This is a genomic window from uncultured Pluralibacter sp., assembly GCF_913775985.1.
Classification (GTDB): domain Bacteria; phylum Pseudomonadota; class Gammaproteobacteria; order Enterobacterales; family Enterobacteriaceae; genus Pluralibacter.
On record NZ_CAJYMB010000010.1, the window covers coordinates 17,653 to 41,584 of the forward strand.

General features: G+C 58.3%; 22 protein-coding genes and 1 riboswitch. Of the genes, 9 read left to right on the forward strand and 13 right to left on the reverse strand.

Annotated features, from left to right (window positions below):
• Positions 1-139: 139 nt before the first annotated feature.
• On the forward strand, positions 140-1,018 hold the full coding sequence (rluF, locus tag QZ766_RS00660; RefSeq protein WP_297196204.1) for a 23S rRNA pseudouridine(2604) synthase RluF: 879 nt from the start codon (positions 140-142) through the stop codon (positions 1,016-1,018).
• A gap of 135 nt (positions 1,019-1,153) precedes the next feature.
• On the opposite strand, the gene QZ766_RS00665 is transcribed toward rluF, so the two are convergent.
• Positions 1,154-3,211: an autotransporter outer membrane beta-barrel domain-containing protein gene (locus tag QZ766_RS00665; RefSeq protein WP_297196206.1), complete on the reverse strand. Its 2,058-nt coding sequence runs from the start codon at positions 3,209-3,211 to the stop codon at positions 1,154-1,156.
• Between the two features lie 610 nt (positions 3,212-3,821).
• Here QZ766_RS00665 and QZ766_RS00670 point away from each other — a divergent pair.
• Positions 3,822-4,094, forward strand: a complete 273-nt coding sequence (locus tag QZ766_RS00670; RefSeq protein WP_297196208.1) for a hypothetical protein — start codon at positions 3,822-3,824, stop codon at positions 4,092-4,094.
• 315 nt (positions 4,095-4,409) lie between these two features.
• Here QZ766_RS00670 and QZ766_RS00675 read toward each other — a convergent pair whose 3' ends face one another.
• The 3 genes from QZ766_RS00675 to lysC form a co-directional block, all read right to left on the reverse strand.
• The gene (locus QZ766_RS00675; RefSeq protein WP_297196210.1) at positions 4,410-4,682 is read right to left on the reverse strand and encodes a DUF3811 domain-containing protein; all 273 of its coding nucleotides are present in this window, start codon (positions 4,680-4,682) and stop codon (positions 4,410-4,412) included.
• A gap of 188 nt (positions 4,683-4,870) precedes the next feature.
• Entirely contained in the window at positions 4,871-5,809 is a 939-nt protein-coding gene (gene panS / locus QZ766_RS00680) for a ketopantoate/pantoate/pantothenate transporter PanS (RefSeq protein WP_297196212.1), read from the reverse strand.
• 99 nt (positions 5,810-5,908) lie between these two features.
• Positions 5,909-7,270, reverse strand: a complete 1,362-nt coding sequence (gene lysC, locus QZ766_RS00685; protein ID WP_297196213.1) for a lysine-sensitive aspartokinase 3 — start codon at positions 7,268-7,270, stop codon at positions 5,909-5,911.
• An 88-nt stretch (positions 7,271-7,358) separates the two neighbouring features.
• Positions 7,359-7,552: riboswitch (Lysine riboswitch) on the reverse strand.
• 481 nt (positions 7,553-8,033) lie between these two features.
• Here lysC and pgi point away from each other — a divergent pair.
• Positions 8,034-9,683: a glucose-6-phosphate isomerase gene (pgi, locus tag QZ766_RS00690; RefSeq protein ID WP_297196216.1), complete on the forward strand. Its 1,650-nt coding sequence runs from the start codon at positions 8,034-8,036 to the stop codon at positions 9,681-9,683.
• A gap of 49 nt (positions 9,684-9,732) precedes the next feature.
• Here the strand turns inward: pgi and QZ766_RS00695 are convergent, their stop codons facing one another.
• A complete protein-coding gene (locus QZ766_RS00695) occupies positions 9,733-11,154 on the reverse strand; it encodes an L-fucose/L-arabinose isomerase family protein (RefSeq protein WP_297196218.1) in 1,422 nt (473 codons plus the stop codon).
• A 145-nt stretch (positions 11,155-11,299) separates the two neighbouring features.
• Positions 11,300-11,806 (reverse strand): GNAT family N-acetyltransferase, encoded by a 507-nt coding sequence (locus QZ766_RS00700; protein ID WP_297196219.1) that lies wholly within the window; start codon positions 11,804-11,806, stop codon positions 11,300-11,302.
• A 136-nt stretch (positions 11,807-11,942) separates the two neighbouring features.
• On the opposite strand from QZ766_RS00700, the gene psiE reads away from it, so the two are divergent.
• Positions 11,943-12,353, forward strand: a complete 411-nt coding sequence (gene psiE, locus QZ766_RS00705) for a phosphate-starvation-inducible protein PsiE (protein ID WP_297196221.1) — start codon at positions 11,943-11,945, stop codon at positions 12,351-12,353.
• Positions 12,354-12,394: 41 nt separating this feature from the next.
• Here psiE and lysM read toward each other — a convergent pair whose 3' ends face one another.
• From lysM to QZ766_RS00725, 4 genes are all read right to left on the reverse strand, one after another.
• The gene (gene lysM, locus QZ766_RS00710) at positions 12,395-12,844 is read right to left on the reverse strand and encodes a peptidoglycan-binding protein LysM (RefSeq protein WP_297196223.1); all 450 of its coding nucleotides are present in this window, start codon (positions 12,842-12,844) and stop codon (positions 12,395-12,397) included.
• Between the two features lie 137 nt (positions 12,845-12,981).
• Entirely contained in the window at positions 12,982-13,266 is a 285-nt protein-coding gene (locus QZ766_RS00715; RefSeq protein ID WP_297196225.1) for a type II toxin-antitoxin system RelE/ParE family toxin, read from the reverse strand.
• Positions 13,256-13,504, reverse strand: a complete 249-nt coding sequence (locus QZ766_RS00720) for a plasmid stabilization protein (protein WP_297196226.1) — start codon at positions 13,502-13,504, stop codon at positions 13,256-13,258. The genes QZ766_RS00715 and QZ766_RS00720 overlap by 11 nt, the downstream gene beginning before the upstream one ends.
• Positions 13,505-13,953: 449 nt before the next feature.
• Complete coding sequence (locus tag QZ766_RS00725; protein WP_297196228.1) at positions 13,954-14,712, reverse strand: DeoR/GlpR family DNA-binding transcription regulator; 759 nt, start codon at positions 14,710-14,712, stop codon at positions 13,954-13,956.
• A 220-nt stretch (positions 14,713-14,932) separates the two neighbouring features.
• Between QZ766_RS00725 and ltnD the strand changes: the two genes are divergently transcribed.
• From ltnD to QZ766_RS00750, 5 genes are all read left to right on the forward strand, one after another.
• Complete coding sequence (gene ltnD, locus QZ766_RS00730) at positions 14,933-15,844, forward strand: L-threonate dehydrogenase (RefSeq protein WP_297196230.1); 912 nt, start codon at positions 14,933-14,935, stop codon at positions 15,842-15,844.
• Complete coding sequence (otnK, locus tag QZ766_RS00735; protein ID WP_297196232.1) at positions 15,841-17,109, forward strand: 3-oxo-tetronate kinase; 1,269 nt, start codon at positions 15,841-15,843, stop codon at positions 17,107-17,109. Before ltnD ends, otnK begins: the two co-directional genes overlap by 4 nt.
• Positions 17,106-17,732, forward strand: a complete 627-nt coding sequence (locus QZ766_RS00740; protein ID WP_297196234.1) for an aldolase — start codon at positions 17,106-17,108, stop codon at positions 17,730-17,732. Before otnK ends, QZ766_RS00740 begins: the two co-directional genes overlap by 4 nt.
• Entirely contained in the window at positions 17,732-18,511 is a 780-nt protein-coding gene (locus tag QZ766_RS00745) for an HPr family phosphocarrier protein (protein ID WP_297196236.1), read from the forward strand. Before QZ766_RS00740 ends, QZ766_RS00745 begins: the two co-directional genes overlap by 1 nt.
• A gap of 120 nt (positions 18,512-18,631) precedes the next feature.
• Positions 18,632-19,993 carry a GntP family transporter gene (locus tag QZ766_RS00750; protein ID WP_297196238.1) on the forward strand — a complete coding sequence of 454 codons (1,362 nt, stop codon included), beginning with the start codon at positions 18,632-18,634 and terminating at the stop codon, positions 19,991-19,993.
• Positions 19,994-20,100: 107 nt separating this feature from the next.
• Here QZ766_RS00750 and malG read toward each other — a convergent pair whose 3' ends face one another.
• The 3 genes from malG to malE all read right to left on the reverse strand — a co-directional run bounded on the left by malG (position 20,101) and on the right by malE (position 23,923).
• Positions 20,101-20,991 carry a maltose ABC transporter permease MalG gene (gene malG, locus QZ766_RS00755; RefSeq protein WP_297196239.1) on the reverse strand — a complete coding sequence of 297 codons (891 nt, stop codon included), beginning with the start codon at positions 20,989-20,991 and terminating at the stop codon, positions 20,101-20,103.
• Between the two features lie 96 nt (positions 20,992-21,087).
• Entirely contained in the window at positions 21,088-22,632 is a 1,545-nt protein-coding gene (malF, locus tag QZ766_RS00760; protein ID WP_297196241.1) for a maltose ABC transporter permease MalF, read from the reverse strand.
• A gap of 100 nt (positions 22,633-22,732) precedes the next feature.
• A complete protein-coding gene (gene malE / locus QZ766_RS00765; RefSeq protein WP_297196243.1) occupies positions 22,733-23,923 on the reverse strand; it encodes a maltose/maltodextrin ABC transporter substrate-binding protein MalE in 1,191 nt (396 codons plus the stop codon).
• Between the last annotated feature and the right edge of the window lie 9 nt (positions 23,924-23,932).

Consider the following 23,932-nt stretch of genomic DNA (forward strand, 5'->3'; position numbering starts at 1 on the left):
AATGTTATTGCCCTGATTTAATGCGTTTTTTATTAAAAAGAGTGCTCCTGGTCACATATTTTCACCCGATGGCTAAAAATCCCCGTTTTTTCGGCGTCACAATATGCGGTATATTGCGCGGCCATTGACAGGAGACACTATGCTGCCAGCCCAATCCATCCGTTTAAATAAGTACATCAGCGAGAGCGGCATCTGCTCCCGCCGCGACGCCGACCGCTACATTGAGCAGGGAAACGTGTTCATCAACGGCAAGCGCGCGAGCATTGGCGACCAGGTGATGCCCGGCGATGTCGTTAAAGTTAACGGACAGGCGATTGAACCGCGCGAAGCGGACGATCTGGTGTTAATTGCTCTCAACAAGCCGGTCGGTATCGTCAGCACCACCGAAGAGGGCGAGCGCGACAACATCGTGGATTATGTTAACCACAGCAAACGCGTTTTCCCGATTGGGCGGCTGGACAAAGACTCGCAGGGGCTGATTTTCCTCACCAACCACGGTGATCTGGTGAACAAGATCCTGCGCGCCGGCAACAACCACGAGAAAGAGTATCTGGTCACGGTCAACAAACCCGTGACCGACGAGTTCGTGCGCGGCATGGGAGCGGGGGTACCGATCCTCGGCACGGTCACCAGGAAGTGCAAAGTGAAAAAAGAGGCGCCTTTTACCTTTCGCATCACCCTGGTGCAGGGGCTGAATCGCCAGATCCGCCGCATGTGCGAGCATTTCGGATTCGAAGTGACCAAGCTTGAGCGCACGCGAATTATGAACGTCAGCCTGAAGGGGCTGCCGGTGGGCGAATGGCGGGATCTGACCGACGACGAGCTGATTGAGCTGTTTAAGCTCATAGAGGGTTCAACCTCTGAGGCCAAACCGGCGAAAGTAAAGGCGAAGCCAAAAGCAACGTCCGCCGCTGTGAAAAAACCGGCGGCCGGCGCCAAGAATATGGCTAAAACGCCTGCCGAAATGGCGGCCCGCAAGCGCTTTACGGCGCCGGGGCGCAAGAAGAAAGGGCGCTGATCCCATGAGCGGTTAAGGTCGGGCCTTTTAGCCGAGCAAAAGAAAAAGCGGGAGATACATGCTCCCGCTTTTTTATTGGTTAAACGATGTCAGCCTCAATGCAGGCCGTTACTCCATGCCTGACGCGCTTCACCATTAGAACTGGTATTTGATGCCAACGGACGCCTGGCTATCGCTATACCCCTCAGTGCCGATCTGCTGCGCGAAACCGCCCCACAGGTTCAGGTTGCGATTCAGCTGGCCTTCCACGCCCACTTTAACCTCGCCGAGATTTTTCGTACCGCTGATGTGGTTGCTCTCGCCGTCCATGGTCACGCCCATTTTTTTGGTGTTGTGGATCCAGTTTGCGGCAACGTAAGGCTGGAAGGTGCGTTCCTTGTTGTTATCCAGCGCGCTGTGGCCCTGCATATAGGCTTTCAGGCCCAGGCGGGTCTGTACGTTATCCTGCCCTTTACCTTCGACGCGGGTGCCGTTAGTTTCGGTATGTTTCTTCGCCTTCACGCCCATCCAGGTCGCCTGCGCCTGCGGCTGCAGCCAGAAGCTGTTCACCACATTATTACGCGACGTCGTTTCACCAACTTTAAAGGCGTAGCCGGTTTCCAGCGAGCCGGTCAGGCCGCGGGATTTGTAGCTCTCGCTGGCGATGGCGTCGCCTTTAACACTGTTGTTAAACCAGCCGTACTGCAGCCAGCTGTCCACGTACAGGCCCGACTTATCGGCGTTGTTCGCATACCAGGTGCCGTACAGCCCCGCGGAGTAGCCGTTAATCTGGCCGCGCGAGCTGTAATCCGACACCGAAGAGCGGGTGCGGCTTTTCTGGTTAGCATAGCCCGCCATAACGCCCAGATGATAACGATCGCTGCCGCTGCTGCTCCACTGCGCGACGTCGCCGCCCAGCTGCATGACATAGCGGTTTGCCTGGGTTTTATTCTGGCCGTCGCTCATTTTACTGCGCTGGTGGCCGCCGACATTGCGCAGCCACATGCTGGTGACCCGCTGCTCGCCGGTCAGGATGTCGGTGTACTGGCTCTCGCCCGCGCGGTCGTGCAGGGTGGTGTTAAACAGCGTGTTGGCCGCCAGCAGGTTGGCGGCGTAGCTGCCGCTTTCCGGACGCCATACTTTTTCGGCTGGCCCGGCGGCGGCTGTCAGCGTCGGCGCAGCACCGGCTGCAGTTACGGCGGCGGGCGCGACGCCGTTCGCCATCTCTGCAGACAGCATCATTGGGCTGGTTTTGGCGGCAGAGCTGCTCAGATACCAGTTCTGACCGTCGCTTTTTGCCAGGTCATAATCGTAGGCACCGGCGACAATGCGCGTGCCGTCCGCTTTGCGGAACACGCCGTCGGACTGCCCGTCAACGCTAATCAGCTTGATGCCCTCTACCGTCTGGGCACCTTTGCCGCCGAGGTTATTCACAATAACCTGCGATTCACCGGCGGTGTTGCCTTTGATCATCAGCCGGTCTGTCTGCGAGCGATCGTTGCCCAGGCGAGTGTTAAACACCAGGGTGCTGCCCTTCTGGCCGGTATAGTCGCCGGTGACGGTGAGGGTGTTAAAGACGGGGCGGGTTGTCGCGCCGTTGTTCATAAACACGGCGCCGTTGTTCACCAGGCTGCCGTTAAGCACGGAGGTGCCTTCACTGTAGAGCGCGGCGTTGTTTGTCAGGGCGTGGCGGGGCGCGGTTGAATCATCCGTGTCTTCGCCGGTTACAGGGGCCATACGCAGAGTGGCATTGCTCAGTAGCAGACCACCTTCATCAATAGTGGCGGTAGTAAAGCCGCCGGAGGCCTGCTCACCGTACAGCGTCCAGAGGGATGAGCCGGTTTTCTCGAGGGTGTTGAAGCCCATGATTGAGTCCGGAGGTAAGTTATACCAGTCCGGGGTACGAATGCGGGAGATATCAAGGAAGGAGTCGCTATCGCCGGTCAGGCCGAGTTTGGAAACCTTTCCGCCCAAACTGACGTGACCGTTGATTTGCCAGTCGCCGGCCAGGTAAAGGCTGGCATTATCGCCACCGCCTTGAATTGCATAGCCACCTTCGAGCGTGTTTTCGATAATGCCGGAGTTATAAATTTCTGTAAGATCTGACTGAACGTTTAATGTAGACGAGTGTTCAGGACTATTTGATATAGTTCCGGTATTAACAATGCTGGCGGATGAATTTTCTCCGGCTGAAATAGTTGATGATGTACTCATTAAGCCGGTATTGATAAGGGTGAGAGCTGAATTTTTTGAGTTGGACATGCTAAAAGCATACTCGCTAGAGACAGTTCCGTGATTGATAAAAGATATATCAGAGTTCCAGCTGGCTAGATAGATATTGGAAAAATCAAGTTCTCCAGTATTCGTTAGGCTTATTGGGCCATTTCCTTCCCTTCCTCCTGCTCTTATATCTAATATCCAGCCATGCATAGATCCGTTATTTTCCAGGTAAGCACTTGTGGGGCTTCTGAGAACTACATAGTCACCTTTGTATTCACCGTCATTTACTAACGATACTTTACCGGTTGTGCTCGATAATTTAATGATATCCATCCCTCCAGAATTTACCTCGTCACCTCCAATCTTAGCGTAGTTGTGGAAGTTAATATCGCCTGAAGTAATTGACGCGTCCAGATTGTGAATGTGCCCGTAATTATTAATGTTTAGCAGGGTGCCACTTCCAGTAAACCTGGTAGTATCAATATCCCCCCTGTTCTCCATAGTCGTATAGCCTTTCGTTTCAAGGCTGTATTTATCAACTTCTTGTCCTTCCTGGACATAAAACACATCGTTGAATCCGCTGGATTTACATGAAATATTGCCCATGCCATCCGTGATGCACTTTGCCAGCGCCGGTAGCGGTGAGATGACTAAAGCTGCCGATATTGCAATTGCCAGATTTTTTACTTTCATCAAATGTCCCTTTGTTTTTGCTATCATCAATATGTTAGATATAAAAAATTTCATAAATAGATATTTTATATCCTTCATTGCGCCTGAGCACTCACCTTTCCTTGATTGGATTGTTGCTCAGAAGAGCACTGTAACATCTTTGATTTGTATCGAAATATGGACTTTAACCGATTATTCTAAATAGATGCGCGTGATAACTCATTAGGGTTACATTCAAATAAGTAAATGTGGTTATTGAGTAGTGTGCTAGTGTTTTGAAATGGTCAATTATTCGTATATCTGATGTTGTTAATAACATATATTTAGAGGGGTTAGTATTCTCTATATTATTATCAGGCTAATGTTAAGGGGGGTATTGATTTAGTTGGTTAGTTATTTTGACAGGTGATGAGTTTATCTCTGCTTTTAAATTCACTGAAGTAATAAGCCTGCTTCCTTTTCTATCCTGTCCCTGAGCAGATAAAATAAAAAGAAAACAGGCCTGTTTCCGGGCGCCGCGTTAGCGCCTGCCGCGCACCGGTGCATTAGCCGACCAGGAGAACGTCGCTTCTTTATCCACCTTATAAGCCTGCTTCTTCTTCAGCTGGCGGGCTTTTTTCGCCTCCGCCTCGCGGGCCGCTATCAGCATGTCGATATACTCTTTCTTGATATGGTTGGTTTCAGCGTTGGTCAGCACGCGGCCGTGCGCGATTCGGGCGCGATTCAGGCGGGTTTTCAGCTCGCGCTGCTCTTGTTCGGTCATATCCTGCTGGGTAAGACGGGGAGTGGCCATAGGTAACCTCCGGGTTGTTTAATGCTGAGTTTACCGCAGAAACCGGATCTGAACGTGTCTATTTATTTTTCGGGGTATTAGCGTGGCAGACGAAGGAAATAAATGGTGAATAAAAGCGGAGTGGCCTGCAGAGCGTGCGCTGGATAATGCGAGATGAAAGAGGGAAGGCCGGGCCTTCCCTCTTTGCATTAGCGGCCTGTCCCGCCGGGTTCAGATTTCTCAATCGGTTTCCCGGACCAGTAACCCGCCAGCAGCGAGCCGGACAGGTTGTGCCACACCGAGAACAGCGCCCCCGGCAGGGCGGCCAGCGGGCCGAAGTAGAGCTTGCCCAGCGCGGCGGCCAGGCCGGAGTTCTGCATCCCCACTTCGATCGCCAGCGTGCGGCAGGTGGACTCGTCAAAACCGAACAGGCGCCCGCCCCAGTAGCCGCTGAGCAGCCCGATAGCGTTGTGCAGGATCACCGCGGCAATTACCACCGTTCCCACCGAGGCGATATGCGACGCGGAGCCCGCTACCACAGCGCTGATAATCGCCAGAATGCAGAGCATGGAAAACGCCGGCAGCCAGGGCTCTATCGCCTTCACCACCCGCGGCAGCAGGTGGTGGACGATCAGCCCAAGTCCAATCGGAATAACCACAATCTGCAGGATGCTGAGCAGCATCCCCAGTACATCCACCTGAATATGGGCATCCACGTACAGGCGGGTCAGCAGCGGCGTGGCGACAACGCCCACCAGCGTGGAGACCGAAGAGATAGTGACCGACAGCGCAACGTCGCCTTTAGCCAGATAAATCATCACGTTGGATGCCGTTCCGCTGGCCACGCTACCCACCAGCACCATGCCCGAGGACAGTTCCGGCGGCATGTGAAAAATCATTGCCAGCAGCCACGCCGCGAGCGGCATTATCAGATAGTGCAGGAAGGTACAGGCGATCACCGGTGCCGGGCGCGACAGCACCCGCTTAAAATCATCAATTTTCAGATGCACGCCCATGCCGAACATAATCAGCATCAGCAGCGTGGTCACCCAGGGGCCAATCGGCGTGAAGGTAGAAGGCGTGTAGTACGCCAGCACGGAGAGCAGCAGCGCCCAGAGCGGAAACAGCCGCGTCAGCGTCGGTAACATGTGAATATCCTTGTGGTTATGCGCGTTGTTGTTGTGTTTTTTATAAAAAAAGCCGGGTTCGAGCCCGGCTGTAGATATTGTTTATCGCGCGGCGGCGATTTATTCAAACAAATTACGATGCAGCGTCTGCACCACCTGCTCGGCATCTTCGCCCGGCACCAGGAAGCAGAGGTTGTTGCTGGATGCGCCGTAGCAAATCATGCGGATGTTGAACGGTGCCAGCACGCCAAATACCTCGTTGCCGACGCCGCGGGCATTGACCAGATTATTGCCGATCAGCGCCACCAGCGCCTGATTCTGCTCCACCTCAACCCGGCACAGGGACGATAGCTCGGTAAGCAGCGCCTGGGTGAGCAGGGTATCGGCGGTGGACGTTGAGCCGGTGGTGTCCAGCGTCAGGGCCACGCTCACTTCGGAGGTGGTGATCAGATCCACCGAAATGCTGTGGCGGGCGAGAATGCCGAACACTTCCGCGAGGAAGCCGCGGGAGTGCAGCATGTTCAGGCTGTGCAGCGTCAGCAGCGTCTGCTTGCGGCGCAGGGCAAGGGCGCGGAACAGCGGCGGATTGTCGGTTTTATTACACACCAGCGTGCCGCCCGCTTTCGGCTCTTTGCTGGATCCGACGAACACCGGAATATCGCTGCGTACGGCGGGCAGCAGGGTAGCCGGATGCAGCACTTTAGCGCCGAAAGTCGCCATTTCAGCGGCCTCTTCAAAGGCGATTACATCAATGCGGCGGGCCGCGGAAACAATGCGTGGATCGGTAGTGTAGATGCCGGGAACGTCGGTCCAGATATCAACGCGGCTGGCCTGCAGGGCTTCCGCCAGCAGCGCGGCGGTATAGTCGCTGCCGCCGCGTCCCAGCGTAGTAGTGCGGCCTTTAGCTTCGCTGCCGATAAAGCCCTGGGTGACTACCAGCCCTTCGGCCAGACGCGGCGCAAGCTGCTGCGCGGCGAGCTCGGCAAGTGCCGGCACATCCGGCTCGGCGCGGCCAAACTGGTGGCTGGTGCGCATCACTTTACGTACGTCAAACCAGCGCGCCTCGATGCTGCGCTCGCGCAGGATCTCAACGAACAGCAGGGTGGACATCAGCTCCCCGTGGCTCACCAGTTCGTCGGTCAGGGCCGGTGAGTTGGCCAGCGACGCGGCTTCCGCGAGGGTGGTGATGTTCTCCAGCAGGCGCTCCACCTCTTCGCGGATCACGTTCGGGCTTTTCATTCGCTCAAGAATATCGAACTGGATTTTGCGCAGGGCGTCGAGCTTAACGAAGCGCTCGGTGGCCTCCAGCCCTTCCGACAGGGCCACCAGCAGGTTGGTTACGCCGGCAGAGGCGGAAAGCACCACCAGGCGCACGGTGCTGTCGGCGAGCACGACATCGGCGCTGCGGTGCATGGCATCGTAATCTGCCACGCTGGTGCCGCCGAATTTCGCCACGACGAATGAGGGAAGTGTTGTAGTCATTGTGTAAAACCTCGTGTCAAGTATTCAGCCATGGCACAAGTGAAGAGCGAAAAACGGGGTGGGCGCAGAGCGGTCAACAGCTACGAATTCACCCAGAAGTGCTCCACCTTGCGAAACGCCCGACTGGGAACGTTTCTGGTGACAGCCCAGGGGATTCAGCCCCTGTAGCCGGTGATTGGCGTGCCGGGACGTCTTTTCACCTCGGCGTTGCTCCCCCTCAGGTGCTTTCGTCGAACCGGCTTCTCAAACACCGTCCCTGGGCAACGCGCCTCTTCTGGCCTGCGTAAGTGCAGGTTGTACATAATAAATACGGGTTAATGGCGTGTGCTGTCAACGTTACAATTATGCGGATTTTTCATGCACTCCGGGCCCTCAGAAACAGCGCTTATAAAAAAGCGATTTATCGTATTTCGCGCAGCACCTCTGCTGGAGGTATACGCATACTAAGGACGCGGGTATCAGTATGTATCCAGGCGTTTCAGTGCCTGCGGCGCGGCTTTTTAAGGGTATATACTTTACGGGGCATTTTACGGATAACGCTTTACCACCTCGCCAGTGTTATATACCCGTCATACTTTAAGCTGCTTGTGCGTTGGCTGCGCTCGCTCACCCCGGTCACTTACTTCAGTAAGCTCCCGGGGATTCGCTCGCTTGCCGCCTGCAAGCAACTCGAATTATTTAGGGTATAAAAACCATCACAATTTAAATTGCAGGCGCTACAATCGAGCAAGGTTACAATTCTCACACCAGAAAGAGTATTGCTATGAAAAACATCAACCCAACCCAGACTGCGGCCTGGCAGGCACTACAGAACCATTTCAATGAAATGAAGGACGTTACCATTGCCGAGCTGTTCGCCAAAGATAGCGATCGCTTTGCAAAGTTCTCCGCGACGTTTGACGATCTGATGCTGGTGGATTTCTCTAAAAACCGCATCACCGAAGAGACTCTGAGCAAGCTGCAGGACCTGGCGAAAGAAACCGATCTTGCCGGTGCGATTAAATCCATGTTCTCCGGTGAGAAAATCAACCGTACCGAAGACCGCGCCGTGCTGCACGTTGCCCTGCGCAACCGCAGCAACACGCCGATTCTGGTGGATGGCAAAGACGTGATGCCAGAAGTGAACGCGGTGCTGGAGAAGATGAAGCATTTCTCTGAAGCCATTATTTCCGGCAGCTGGAAAGGCTACACCGGTAAGCCGATTACCGACGTGGTTAACATCGGCATCGGCGGGTCAGATCTCGGTCCTTTCATGGTGACCGAGGCGCTGCGCCCGTATAAAAACCACCTTAACATGCACTTCGTTTCTAACGTCGATGGCACCCACATCGCCGAAGTGCTGAAAGCGACCGACCCGGAAACCACGCTGTTCCTGGTGGCCTCTAAAACCTTCACCACTCAGGAAACCATGACCAACGCCCACAGCGCGCGCGACTGGTTCCTGAAAACCGCCGGTGACGAGAAGCACGTCGCGAAGCACTTTGCCGCGCTGTCCACCAACGGCAAAGCGGTGAGCGAGTTCGGCATTGATACCGACAACATGTTCGAGTTCTGGGACTGGGTCGGCGGCCGCTACTCTCTGTGGTCGGCGATTGGCCTGTCGATTATTCTTTCCGTGGGCTTCGACAACTTCGTGCAGCTGCTCTCCGGCGCGCATGCGATGGACAAACACTTCTCCACGACGCCTGCCGAGAAAAACCTGCCGGTGCTGCTGGCGCTGATTGGCATCTGGTACAACAACTTCTTCGGCACCGAAACCGAAGCGATCCTGCCGTACGACCAGTACATGCACCGGTTTGCCGCCTATTTCCAGCAGGGCAACATGGAGTCCAACGGCAAGTACGTTGACCGCAACGGCAATAAAGTCGATCACCAGACTGGCCCAATTATCTGGGGCGAGCCGGGCACCAACGGCCAGCACGCGTTCTACCAGCTGATCCACCAGGGCACCAAAATCGTGCCGTGCGACTTTATCGCTCCGGCCATCAGCCACAACCCGCTTTCCGATCACCATCAGAAGCTGCTGTCTAACTTCTTCGCCCAGACCGAAGCGCTGGCGTTCGGTAAATCCCGCGAGGTGGTTGAGCAGGAGTACCGCGATCAGGGTAAAGATCCGGCCACCCTCGATTACGTGGTGCCGTTTAAAGTGTTCGAAGGCAACCGCCCGACCAACTCTATCCTGCTGCGCGAAATCACGCCGTTCAGCCTCGGCGCGCTGATTGCCCTGTACGAGCACAAAATCTTCACCCAGGGCGCAATCCTGAACATCTTCACCTTCGACCAGTGGGGTGTTGAGCTTGGCAAACAGCTTGCCAGCCGCATCCTGCCTGAACTGGTAGATGGTAAAGAGATTGAAAGCCACGACAGCTCCACTAACGGGCTGATCAACCGCTACAAAGCCTGGCGCGGTTAAAACCTTACGCCCTTCTCTGCGGAGAAGGGCGCTTTTCACTCTTCTCCGCTTAGCCTACCCGCAGCGTTTCTATCCCCAGCAGCTTCGCTATCGCCTCTAACTTCTCCCCGACGTGCCCCGCGCCGATGGCGCAGTGGTGGGCAGGACCGCCTTCGCACCAGCGGCGGGTAAACTCCCGCGCCGACAGGCCAAAGCGGTAGTGGCTGTTAGTGTTGCCGATGTCCAGCACTTCGCCCGGTACCGCCTCGCCTTCGGCATACTGCAGGGTCACGCTGCCGTCCCGATGCTCCACCACCGACAGAAAGGTTATTGGCCCTTCGGCCACGGTCATCTGGATGGAGACGCCTTTCCCCGGCTTACCGTGATACATCGGCAGCGGCACCAGCCGCACCTTGCCCGCGGCCATCAGCGGATGCGCCGGTCCGTCGTGGCCCCACTGTACCGTGTCCTGCTCAAAGTCGATACCGTAAGGCTCGGAGAACGAGCCTCCGGCACCCAGCAGGCTGAGGATCTTCATGGCGATAACGTTTTTGATTTCGCACTCACCTGCCACCGGGATGCCCCTGGCGGTAAGTAGCGTATTGCCGAGGATCACCGAGGTGATGATGTTCTCCTGCGCCGAGCCGCTGCTGCCCTCGTAGTAGTAGGCCATTGCCCCGAGACGGTGGCGAGCGATGGTTTTATCCAGCACTACCGCGGTATCAACGGCGCGCCGCAGCTCATCCGCTTCACAGGCCGGGTCTACCTCCAGCACCTGCTGCATCTGAAGCCGCTTCTGCCGGCGCTCTTCGTCGCTGACGGCAGGCAGCGCCTCTGTCAGTTCGCAAATCTCCAGCACGTTAAAGCGCACGCCGAACCGCGCCGACAGGTTGGTCATATCGGAATAGACGTCGTACATGCCGTTATAGTAGCGGCCGAGCACGCCGATATTGGTCTGCTTCAGCGCCCGGACGGTGCGCAGCGCCGCGAGCCAGTTGTCCACTTCCCGCCAGGCGATATCATCATGCAGATAGCCGGGAACCAGGGTGTAATCAATGCCGCTGCGCTGGAAAACGTTGGTCAGCTCCGGCGCGCTGCACGCCTGGCAGTGGGCGAGCCACTCGCCGGTGCGCGCTCCGCGATCGTTTAGCTGATTGATCGCCGCAGCGGGCAGGCGCTGCTGCGGCTGCAGAGCAAGGATCAGCACCGGCACGTTGAGCTGCTGCACCAGCGGCAGCACGGTTGAGCTCAGGGCGTAGGTGGTCACGTACAGCACCAGCGCGTCCACCCGGCGTTCGGCAAACAGCGCCGCCGCGCGTTCCATAGAAGCCAGATTATCCACCAGCCCGCCGCTGACCGCGGTAACGTGCTCGCTCTGCAGCCGGTTTTCTACCTCGCCGAGATAGCCTTCAAGCCGCGCGCGCAGCCCTGTAAACTGCGGCCAGTAGGTATCCAGGCCGATGCCGAAAAGCCCGACGGTCAGCGTATTCATGTCTCACCTCACTATCGATGGGTTATTTTTTCTCCACTGTAGAGCGGTTGAGAAATGAAAACCTGCGGCTGGTGGACAGGAGGCGGACGTGAGTGGCGATTTTGCAATGATCCCGGCGACGGGATTCACAGCTTATTCACGGGGCTTACAGCATTTTGGCCAGAATATGCAGCACGCTGGTCTGGGTGGCAGAGGTGAACTGCGTGGCGCCGGCGTAATGCATTCCCTGCCGCTCGTAGAAGCGCCGGGCGCGCGGATTATCCACCAGCACCTCCAGCCACAGGCAGCGGTCGCCACCGGCTTTTGCCTCACGTTCTGCGGCCTGAAACAGCGCTTCACCGATGCCTTTGCCCGTTTGCTCCGGCATCAGATACAGCTTGTGCAGCAGCGTGCCGGCGATAGTGCCGACGGCGGCAGCCTGATGCAGCGACAGTTTAGCGAACCCTACCGGCGCGCCGTCCCAGGTCGCCAGCAGCCAGCGGCTCCGGGACAGGGTTGCGGCAATGGCCTGCGGGTCATACTCCTGCTGTACAAAATCGGCAAGCTCCTGCGGGTTCTGCCACAGGTGGGCAAAATAATAGGGATAGCTTGTTCTGCCCATCTCTGAGAGCAGGCGGGCATCTTCGGGCATCGCGGGGCGGATGTGTAGCATGGGAATATCCAGCGTAGGCAAACAGGCTGAGAGTGGCGTATGTTAGCGAAGCATCACAAAAGATAAGTAAAAAATGTAGATCTGCGTCACATATTTGCGCTATATCACGTTCCATGTTTACTCCGGAAAAACGTTCATGACATCCACACCGTCACCCAAAGTGACTTTTATCTCCACGGTTCTGCAAAGCGTGCTGAACCTCGGCCTGCTGTGCCTGGGCCTGATTCTTATTGTATTCCTCGGTAAAGAGACCGTACATCTTGCGGATGTGCTGTTCACCCCGGAGCGGGCCAGCAAATATGAGCTGGTGGAAGGGCTGGTGGTTTACTTCCTCTACTTTGAGTTTATTGCGCTGATCGTGAAGTACTTCCAGTCGGGCTTTCACTTTCCGCTGCGCTATTTCGTCTATATCGGCATTACCGCTATCGTCCGGCTGATCATCGTCGATCACCAGTCTCCCATTGACGTGCTTATCTATTCAGCGGCGATTTTGCTGCTGGTGGTGACGCTGTGGATTTGTAATTCGGCGCGGCTGCGGCGGGAGTAATAAAAACCGCAAAGATCGGGCGATCTTTGCGGTATACAGTATTACTTCTTCGGAATGATCAGCGTCTGGCCGGGATAGATTTTATCCGGATGGCTCAGCATCGGCTTGTTGGCTTCGAAGATTTTATTGTAGGCGTTGGCGTCGCCGTACTGCGATTTGGCAATCGCGCTCAGGGTATCGCCGGATTTCACGGTGTAGTAGGTGCTCTCTTCCGCGCCGTCGGTGGTTTTCAGGTTGTTCACAACCTCAGAAATACCGGAGACGTTACCTACCGCCACCAGCACTTTTTCTTTCGCTTCCTGGCTCAGGCCCTCGCCCGTAACCTCGGCTTTGCCGCTCTCATCAACGTTGACGTTAACGTTTTCCGCGCCGGGTAGATTCAGTTTTTCGAGGTGCGATTTCAGCTTTTCGCTCATGTTTTCCGGGGTTTTACCGCTCACGGTATCCCACAGTTTTTCGCCCGCATCTTTGACAAAACTAAAGAGACTCATCCTAACCTCCAGGTAGTGCATAGGAAGGAACATATGTTCCAGACCCTAAAAGGGTAGGCCGGATGCGCTCAGGGAGCAATGCAGAAATGACCGAAAGTCCTGTTTATTCAGGCGGGAAGCGTGTTTGCAGCGCAAGGTTAGGTACGGTTTTGCGTCATGTTATAAATATCGTCGTTTTCGCGCTTGCCAATGCCGACAACGATAATCGTCAAAATACCGTCCTCGACCCGGTAGACCAGACGGTACCCGGCGCCGCGCAGCTTAATTTTATATTGATCCTTACGTCCGTGCAGCTGAGATGCCGGAACCCGAGGATTTTCCAGGCGCTCCCTGAGCTTCTTTTTGAACTGCTCCTGCAGCGTGTGGCCCAGTTTCTTCCACTCTTTCAGCGCCGTTTCACTAAAGGCCAACCTATAGGTCATCAATATTAACCTCAATAACCCTTTCGTCGGATCGTTCATCCACAATCCGGCCCAATTCTTCATCTTCGAGCAGTTCCATTAGCTGTGCATAGAGGGCAGGGGGAACACAGTAGAATGCGGGTTCATTGCGATTAAGAATAGCTACCGCTGCGCCTTCTCCGGCGTAGAAAGTGCCCATAGGATCGCGTTTTAGTTCGGTAATACTCGCTGCCGTGGTGGTCAGAACCTGAAATGCCATAATGTGAGCTCCTCGGTAAGAGGGTTAACTATAGATCATTTAAACGCACGTTTAAAAGTGTCTTAGCTCGACGCTTTTCAAATGACGTTAGGTGATTTGCCGGGGAAAATCACAACACCGGCAGGAAGGGAGATCGGGCGGCCATAAGTCTGTTGCTTTCAGTGATATTCACATGCGTTTACGGGATAAGTATGTCCGCATGCTACCTTGCTCAGGACGCTAATGAACAACAGGTCGTCCAGTTGTAATTAACCTTTGCTAGCATTAATTCTCCCGCAATGCCGCCAACGTTAACGCTCTGATGTGCCGTAAAAAATTGACGCAGGGACGCGGGTAAATTGGGTTTGCAAATCGGGAGATGCCATGACAATCCTTATGACTTTTGTGTAAACACGGGCTTAATGCCGAACAGACTACACTGCTGCAGGCCGCTCAGTGCCTCACGCCGCTCAGGCAATCACCAGCTCCCAGCGCCCGCCCTCCAGCGCCTCGCGTCCGGCTTTGCTCAGGCCACCGTCGGTAATAAGCAGGTCAAATTGCGCCAGCGGCAGCGCCAGGTGGGTGGCAATCTTGTTGTATTTCGAGCTATCGCTCAGCAGCACCCGCTTGCTGCTGACGTCGCTGGCCGCCTGCTTGACCGGGACTTTCTCTTCATTCGGCGTAAACAATCCCCGCGGGCCCCAGCATGACGCCGAAATAAAGGCGATGTCGATAGCCAGCTGGCGCAGGCTGCGGGCGGCAGACTCGCCCACGGTGGAGCAGTTCTCCCGGCAAACGGTGCCGCCAATGTGGATCAGGCGGCAGCGGCTGCTTTCCATCAGCAGGCGGCCAATGACGAAATCGTTGGTGATAATCTGTAAATCGTCGCGATCCAGCAGCTCCCGCGCCAGCGCCAGAGTGGTGGTTCCGGCATCCAGATAGATACAGCTGTTGCGCGGGATAGTGCGGGCGGCGCAGCGGCCGATGGCCGTTTTCTCGCTGCTGTACATCCCGGTTTTTGCCAGGTGAGTCGGCTCCGCCGCCAGCCTGTCGGGCGAGCGCACCCCGCCGGAGACCGACAGCAGCGCCCCCTGTTCCTCCAGCTTCTGCACGTCCCGGCGGATGGTCATATGCGACACGCCCAGGCGCTCGGTCATCTCGGCAATGCTGACCACGCCGCGCTCGGCGACCAGGGCTAAAATTTTTTGATGGCGTTCGGTGGGGATCATAGCGGCTCGCTTTATCATTTTTTCACATTCAGCACATCCTGCGTTGCGCTGCAACGGCGCTTTTAGCGCAGAACAGGACTGCTCTTGATGTGAATATTTGTTACTTCAAACGTTGATAAGTTAATTTTTGTGATAATGAGCACTTTTATCTGCCGCCTGCTGCGGCAAAGTTAACTCATATGAACAAAATATCACTTAATTTAACACCAGGAGGTGTGCCGTGTCAGCAACCGTAAAAAATGTCGCCGTTGTCGGCCTGGGATCGATGGGAATGGGCGCGGCGCAGTCGTGCATCCGCGCCGGGCTGAATACCTGGGGCGTGGATATCAATCCGCAGGCGCTGGAAACCCTGCGCCAGGCCGGCGCGCGGGATGCACAGCCTTCTGCCGCCGGGTTCGCCCGCGAGCTGGACGCGGTGCTGCTGCTGGTAGTTAACGCCGCTCAGGTCAACAGCATCCTGTTTGGCGATGACGGCCTGGCGGCGCAGCTGCGCCCGGGCTCTGTGGTGATGGTCTCGTCCACCATTTCCGCCGCCGACGCGCAGGCCATCGAGCAGCGGCTGGCGGAGCATCAGCTGCTGATGCTGGACGCGCCGGTCTCCGGCGGTGCGGCAAAGGCGGCGCTGGGCGAGATGACGGTGATGGCCGCCGGCAGCGACGAAGTTTTTGCCCGCCTGCAGCCGGTGCTGGACGCGGTGGCGGCGAAGGTTTACCGCGTCGGAGATAAAATCGGCCTCGGCGCCACGGTGAAAATTATCCACCAGCTGCTGGCCGGGGTGCACATTGCCGTCGGCGCCGAGGCGATGGCGCTGGCCGCCCGCGCGGGGATCCCGCTGGAAACCATGTATCAGGTGGTCACCAACGCCGCCGGAAACTCGTGGATGTTTGAAAACCGCATGCGCCACGTAGTGGACGGTGACTACTCGCCGAAATCTGCGGTCGATATCTTTGTTAAAGATCTGAACCTGGTGGCGGACACCGCCAAATCGCTGCACTTCCCGCTGCCGCTGGCCTCCACCGCGCTGAACATGTTTACCGAAGCCAGCAACGCCGGGCACGGACGCGAGGACGACAGCGCGGTAATTAAAATTTTCAGCGGCATCACCCTGCCGGGTGCCGGGGAGGCAGTATGAAGCGCATAGGCGTTATTGCCGACGACTTTACCGGCGCCACCGATATCGCCAGCTTTATGGTGCAGAACGGCCTGTCGGTTATCCAGGTGAACGGCGTCCCCGAGCAGTTCGACGCGCCGGACGCGCGGGTTATCGTTGTCAGCCTCAAATCCCGCTCCTGCCCGGTGCCGCAGGCTATCGAACAGGCGCTGGCGGCGCTGGCGTGGCTGCGCCAGCAGGGCTGCGATCGCTTCTACTTTAAATACTGCTCCACTTTCGACAGCACCGCCGAAGGCAATATCGGTCCGGTGACCGACGCGCTGCTGGACGCGCTGGGGGAAACCCGAACGGTTATTTCGCCGGCGCTGCCGGTGAACGGGCGCACGGTGTATCAGGGCTACCTCTTCGTCGGCGACCAGCTGCTGGCGGAGTCCGGCATGCGCCATCATCCGGTGACGCCGATGACCGACAGCAGCCTGGTGCGGCTGATGGAACGCCAGGCGCGGGGCAGGGCGGCGGTGGTTAATACCGCGGTGATGGACAAGGGCCCGGCGGCGGTGCGCGACAGGCTCGACGCGCTCGCGGCGCAGGGCATCAGCTATGCGGTGCTGGACGCCACCTGCGAGCAGCATCTGGTTACCCAGGGCGAGGCGCTGAAGGCGATGACGCTGGTCACCGGCGGCTCGGGGCTGGCCATCGGCATTGCCCGGGCGTGGGCGGTTGAACCGCAGCAGGGCGCTGATGCCCAGCAGGCAGGCTGGCCGCAGGGCGCGAGAGCGGTGGTGCTGTCAGGCTCCTGTTCGCAGATGACCAACCGGCAGGTGGAGGCCTACCGCCGCATCGCTCCGGCCCGCAGCGTGGAGGTAGCGCGCTGTCTTGAAGACGCGGACGGCTACGCCTGCGAGCTGTGCGGCTGGGTGGAAGAGGCCAGCGCCGGGGCCGCTCTGGCGCCGCTGCTGTACGCTACCGCCGACGCGGGGGCGCTGCAGGCCATTCAGCAGCAGCACGGCGCCGCCCGCAGCAGCGAGGCGGTAGAACAGCTGTTTGCCGCGGTGGCCCGCACGCTGCACGCCCGCGGCTGGCAGCGCTTTATCGTGGCCGGCGGGGAAACCTCCGGCGTGGTGGCGCAGGCGCTTGGCGTCACCGCTTTCCACATCGGCCCGGCCATCTCCCCCGGCGTGCCCTGGGTGCGGGATATCCGTCAGCCGCTCTCTCTGGCCCTGAAATCAGGCAACTTTGGCGATGAGGCGTTCTTCGCCCGCGCCCAGACGGAGTTTCCGCTATGAGTGAACAACAGGCCCGCCAGCAGATGGTGAAACTCGGAGCGTCGTTTTTCCAGCGCGGCTACGCCACCGGCTCGGCGGGCAACCTCTCCCTGCTGCTGGAGGACGGCATGCTGCTGGCAACCCCCACCGGCTCCTGCCTCGGCGAGCTGGAGGCCGACCGGCTCTCGAAGGTGACCCTGGACGGCGAGTGGCTGTCGGGGGACAAGCCGTCGAAAGAGATCGCCTTTCACCGGGAGCTATATCTCAACAACCCGCAGTGCAAAGCGGTGGTGCACCTGCACTGCCACTATCTGACCGCGCTCTCCTGCCTGAGCGGGCTGGACGAGCAGAACTGCATCCGCCCGTTCACTCCTTACGTGGTGATGCGGGTAGGCGACGTGCCGGTGGTGCCCTACTACAAGCCCGGCGATATTCGGCTGGCGCAGGAGCTGGCCCGGCGGGCCGCGCGCTACCGCGCGTTTCTGCTGGCCAATCACGGCCCGGTGGTGACGGGTGCGTCCCTGCGGCAGGCCGCCGATAATCTGGAAGAACTGGAGGAGACCGCGCGTCTGATGTTCACGCTCGGCGACCGCTCGATTCGCTATCTCACCGATAGCGAAGTGGCAGAATTAAGGAACAACTGATGCCTAAATTTGCAGCTAACTTATCCACGCAGTTTAACGAGTACCCGTTTCTGGAACGCTTCGGCGCCGCCGCGAAAGCCGGATTTCGCGCCGTCGAGTTTCTGTTTCCCTACGACTATCCGGCGGAGGTGATTAAGGCCGAGCTGGAGAAGCACCAGCTCGCGCTGGTGCTGTTCAACACCGCGCCGGGGGATATTGCGGCGGGGCAGTGGGGCCTGGCGGCGGTGCCCGGTCTTGAGCAGGAGACCCGCGCCGATATTGACCGGGCGCTGGAGTACGCGCTGGCTCTGGGCTGCCCGCAGGTTCACGTCATGGCAGGCGTTGTGCCCCCCGGTGCCGACCGCGCCGCGTATGAAGCGACGATGATTGCCAACATGCGCTACGCCGCCGAACGCTTCGCGCCGCACGGCGTTAACCTGCTGCTGGAGGCGCTCAATCCGGTCACCAAGCCCAACTATCTATACGCCAGCCAGTACCAGACGCTGGACCTGGCGGCGCGCATCGACAGGCCAAACGTCTTCACCCAGCTCGACCTGTTCCACGCCCAACTGGTGGACGGCAATCTGAGCCATCTGATCCGCGAGTACGCGGGGCGCTACCGCCATATTCAGATAGCGTCCGCCCCGGACCGGCACGAGCCGGACGAGGGCGAAATTAACTATCCGTGGCTGTTCAACCTGCTGGACGCGGTGGGCTACGACGGCTGGATCGGCTGCGAGTACATCCCGCGCGGCCGCACGGAAGACGGGCTCGGCTGGCTCGCGCCCTACCTGAAATAACGCATTGATATTACTGCCCGGCGCAGCGCACCCGCGCTGCGTCCGGGAAAACTGTGCCCTGAATACCTCGATACCAGAAACCGATTTACCCTATTATTCTAATTAAATCAGGTGATTATAATGTCTACCGCGATGCTGTTAACCATTGCTACCGCCAGCATACTGATTTTGCTGCTGCTGGTGATCAAAGCCAAAGTTCATCCCTTCGTTGCCCTGCTGGTGGTCAGCCTGCTGGTGGCGATCGCCACCGGCATTCCGGCGGATAAGATCATGGAAACTATCTTCAGCGGGATGGGCGGCCTGCTGGGGCACATTACGATTATTATCGTGCTGGGGGCGATGCTCGGGGCGGTGATTGAAGCCTCCGGCGGCGCGGAGTCCCTGGCGCAGCACTTCAGCAAATCGCTGGGCATGAAACGCACCGTCGCCGCGCTGACCATCGCGGCCTTTATTCTCGGGATCCCGGTCTTTTTTGAAGTGGGCTTCATCATCGTGATCCCGCTGATCTACGGCTTTACCAAAGTGGCCCGCGTCTCGCCAATGAAGTTCGGGCTGCCGATGGCGGGGGTCATGCTGACGGTACACGTGGCGCTGCCAACCCATCCGGGCGCGGCGGCAGCGGCGGGGATCCTGCACAGCGATATGGGCTGGCTGATGATGCTGGGGATCCTGGTCTCCATTCCGGTGGGGGCGGTGGGCTACTATGTGGCAAAAGCCATGAACCGCCGCCAGTATCACCTCTCCCTTGATGTTCTGGAGCAGCTCCAGCTGGCCGATCCCGCCGATCCGGAGGCGAAACCAAAGTCCGAGGTGCCGCCGCCGGGAGCGATGACGATCGCCGGGCTGATCGTGGTGCCGATTGTACTGATCGTGCTGGGCACCCTCGCGCACTCGATTCTGGCAGACGGCAACCCGCTGCGCTCGGTGATGATGGTGATCGGCAACCCGCCGGTCGCGCTGCTGATTGCCCTTGCGCTGGCGGCGTGGCTGCTGGGTATCCGCCGCGGCTGGAGTAAAGACAAGCTGGAGGCGCTGACCGGCAACGCGATTCCCGGCTCGGCGAGCGTTATTCTGGTGGCAGGCGCGGGCGGCGCGTTCGGCAAAGTGCTGGTGGAGTCCGGCGTCGGCAAGGCGCTGGCCCTGACGCTGGAAACCCTGCATCTGCCGCTGATCCCGGCGGCGTTTATTCTGTCGCTGGCGCTGCGCGCTTCGCAGGGCTCGGCCACTGTGGCCATTCTCACCACCAGCGGCCTGCTGAGCCAGGCGGTGGGCGACGTGACCGACATGCAGCGGGTGCTGGTGACGCTGGCAGCCTGCTTCGGCGGTCTGGGCCTGTCCCACGTCAACGACGCCGGATTCTGGGTAGTAACCCGCTATCTCGGCCTGTCGGTGGCGGACGGACTGAAAACCTGGACGGTGCTGACGACGGTGATGGGCCTGAGCGGCTTCGCCTTTGTCTGGCTGCTGTGGGAAATACTGTAGTCAAAAAAAATCGCGATGGTGGAAGCCATCGCGACAAACGGTCTTACAGGATCAAATGAAGCAAATAACAGTGGCAATAACTGCAGTGGCAATAACAATGATGAAACTTAGCCCTTCACGCCTCCGGCGGTCAGTCCGTTCACCAGCCAGCGCTGGGCCAGCAGGAAAACAACGGTAATCGGAATGGCGGACAGCACCGCCGCGGCGGCAAAGTCGCCCCACAGGTAGTTCTGCGGATTGAGATACTGCTGCATACCCACCGCCAGCGTATAGCTGTCCACGTCGCGCAGCAGCAGCGAGGCTACCGGCACTTCGGTAATGGCGGCGATAAACGACAGGATAAATACCACCGCCAGGATCGGCACCGACAGCGGCAGCAGCACCAGGCGAAACGCCTGCCACGGCGTGGCGCCGTCCAGCGCGGCGGCCTCTTCCAGCGAATTGTCGATGGTTTCGAAGTAGCCCTTAATGGTCCACACATGCAGGGCGATACCGCCGAGATAGGCGAAGATCACCCCGCCGTGGGTGTTGAGGCCGATAAACGGAATGTACTGGCCCAGGCGGTCAAACAGGGCGTACAGCGCCACCAGCGACAGCACCGCCGGGAACATCTGGAAAATCAGCATCCCTTTCAGCAGCGTTGCCTTGCCGGGAAATTTCATCCGCGCAAAGGCGTAGGCGCAGGTGGTGGAGAGTGCCACGATGCCCACCGCGGTAATGCCGGCGATCTTCACCGAGTTCCACAGCCACAGCAGTACCGGGAACGGCGGCGGCGTTACCCGCCCGTCGGCGTGCTCGACGCTAAAGCCGAGCGCCAGCTTCCAGTGCTCCCAGGAAATGGTCTCCGGGATCAGGCTGCCGGTGGCGAAATTCCCCTCGCGCAGGGAGATGGCAATCACCATCAGCAGCGGAAACATGATTGCGGCAATAAACAGCAGCAGCAGCAGGTGGGTGGTAAACAGCCGCAGCTTCTGCGATTTTGGTTGCACCATTGCCATAACTTTTCTCCCTCAATGCCTGCCCGGCAGGCTTACTCCGGTGCCGCGCCGGCCCCGGACGACGGCGCGGTCCGGGGCGCAGAGCGCGACAGGCTGTTAATCGAATTTCATCCGCGTGGCTTTCAGGTTCACGACCGCCAGCGCGCCCACCAGCAGGAAGATCAGCGTGGCAATTGCCGCCGCCAGCCCGAAGTCCTGCCCGCCGCCGCCCTCGAAGGCAATGCGGTAGGTGTAGCTCACCAGCAGGTCGGTATAGCCCGCCGGGGTGGTGGTACCGAGCCGGTCCGGGCCGCCGTTGGTCAGCAGCTGGATCAGCACGAAGTTGTTAAAGTTAAACGCGAAGCTGGCGATCATCAGCGGCGTCAGCGGCTTGATCAGCAGCGGCAGCGTTATCTTAAAGAAGTTCTGGAACGGGCCCGCGCCGTCCATCGCCGAGGCTTCATACAGATCCTCGGGGATCGCTTTCAGCAGGCCCATACACAGGATCATCATGTACGGATAGCCGAGCCAGGTATTCACAATCACGATCATGGTTCTGGCAGTGGTCGGATCGCTGAACCACGCCGGCTTGATGCCGAACAGTGCGCTCAGCATCATGTTGATCTCGCCAAAGCTCTGGTTAAACAGGCCCTTGAAAATCAGGATCGAGATGAACGACGGCACGGCGTAGGGCAGGATCAGCAGCACCCGGTAGATGGCCTTGCCGCGCAGGGATTCCCACTGCACCAGGCACGCCAGCACCATTCCCACCGCCACGGTGAGGATCACCGTCAGTATCGAGAACACCACGGTCCAGACGAAAATCGCCATAAACGGCTTCTGAATACCTTCGTCGGTAAAGACCCGGGTGAAGTTATCCACGCCGATGCTGACGGTATAACCCGGACTCAGCCTGTCGCCGGCCCAGCTGCCGTCGGCGTTAATCGACTCATAAAAGCCGACGTGGTTGTTGGCCCGGTAGGTAACGCGAGTCTGATTGTTGGTTAAATCGCCGCTGTCGGTCAGGGTGTAGAGCGGGCGGGTGCCGGAGAACTGGCGCAGGGAGCTCATCACTACCTTGCTGTGGTCAGGCAGGCTGGCGGTGAGCTGGCTCAGGGCCTGACGATTCTGGGTAATAACCCGCAGGTTGCCGCGCTCGCCGTCCGGCAGGGCCGCGGCTTCTTTCAGCACGATTTTTTGCTCGCCGCCGAGGGTAAAGGCGTCGGAGACGTAGTATTTACCGCTGTCGCCGTCGGTCAGCGCCAGCCGCCACTGGCTGCCCGCCGGATAGAGGCCAAAGCTGTAGGCCTTGCCCGCCTCATAAGAGCGGTCCATCAGCACCTGCTGCGCCCGCTCCTGGGTGAGCTGGTTGGTGCTGCTGTAGTTGGTGAAGGCGATAGCGATAGTGCAAATCAGCGGGAACAGGACGAACAGCCCCATTCCGGCAAGGCCCGGATAGACGTAGCGCCAGGCGTAGGTTTTGCGGTTGGCGAAAATGTAGAGGCCAGCAGAGCTTAAAATCAGCGTCATGATGGCAAACAGGTACTCCCCCTGGGCGTACATCAAAATAATAAGATAGCCGGTCAGCGCGCCCAGCAGTCCGATGATGGACCATGCCAGGGCACTGCTTTGCCACCAGTGACGCTTTTTAACAACATCCATGGAGAGTTTCCTTAACTTACAGCTGCGGCCTGTTTAGTACATTCCCCGCCGCCGCGACCCTGCATACAGAAGCAGGGCCGGGAGCGGGGAGGTGACAACACTACTTGGTGATGCGGCTCTGGGCATCTTTCAGCGCGGCATCGGTGGTCTGGCGTCCGCTGGTGGCGTTGATCACCGCCGTGCGTACCGCGTACCAGAAGGCCGACATCTGCGGAATGTTAGGCATAATTTCGCCGGACTTGGCGTTGCTCATGGTGGCTGCGATGCGCGGATCTTTTTCCAGCTTCTCCTGGTAAGATTTCAGCGCCACGGCGCCCAGCGGCTTGTCCTTGTTCACCTCTTCCAGACCCTGATCGGTCAGGAGATAGTTTTCCAGAAACTCCTTCGCCAGCTCTTTGTTCGGGCTGGCGGCGTTGATACCGGCGCTCAGCACGCCCACGAACGGCTTAGAGGCTTTGCCTTTGAAGGTCGGCAGCAGCGTAACGCCGTAGTTCACCTTGCTCTTGTCGATGTTCGCCCACGCCCACGGACCGTTAATGGTCATCGCGGTATCGCCCTTGTTAAAAGCTGCTTCGGCGATGGAGTAGTCAGTATCGGCGTTCATGTGCTTGTTCTTGATCAGGTCGACCAGGAAGTTCAGGCCCGCTTTCGCCCCCGCGTTATCGACGCCGACGTCTTTCACGTCGTATTTGCCGTTTTCAAACTTGAAGGCGTACCCGCCGTCGGCGGCAATCAGCGGCCAGGTGAAGTACGGCTCCTGCAGGTTGAACATCAGCGCCGACTTGCCTTTCGCCTTCAGGGATTTATCCAGCGCCGGGATCTCTTCCCAGGTTTTCGGCGGCTCGGGCACCAGGTCTTTGTTGTAGATAAGCGACAGCGCTTCCACCGCGATCGGGTAGGCGATCAGCTTGCCGTTGTAGCGCACGGCGTCCCAGGTGAACGGATAGATTTTCTGCTGGAAGGCGTTGTCCGGCGTGATTTCTGCCAGCAGCCCGGACTGGGCGTAGCCGCCGAAGCGGTCGTGGGCCCAGAAAATAATGTCCGGGCCGTCGCCGGTGGCGGCGACCTGCGGGAATTTCTCTTCCAGCTTGTCCGGATGCTCAACGGTGACTTTAATGCCGGTATCTTTTTCGAATTTCTTACCAACCTCTGCGAGGCCGTTATAGCCTTTATCGCCGTTGATCCAGATGACCAGCTTCCCTTCCTCAATCTTTGCCAGGGCAGAGGCGGAAAACAGTATCGTGGTCAGTGCAGACAGCGCGAGAACGCGCGCGCCGGTTTTCATTTTCATATCTCCCAT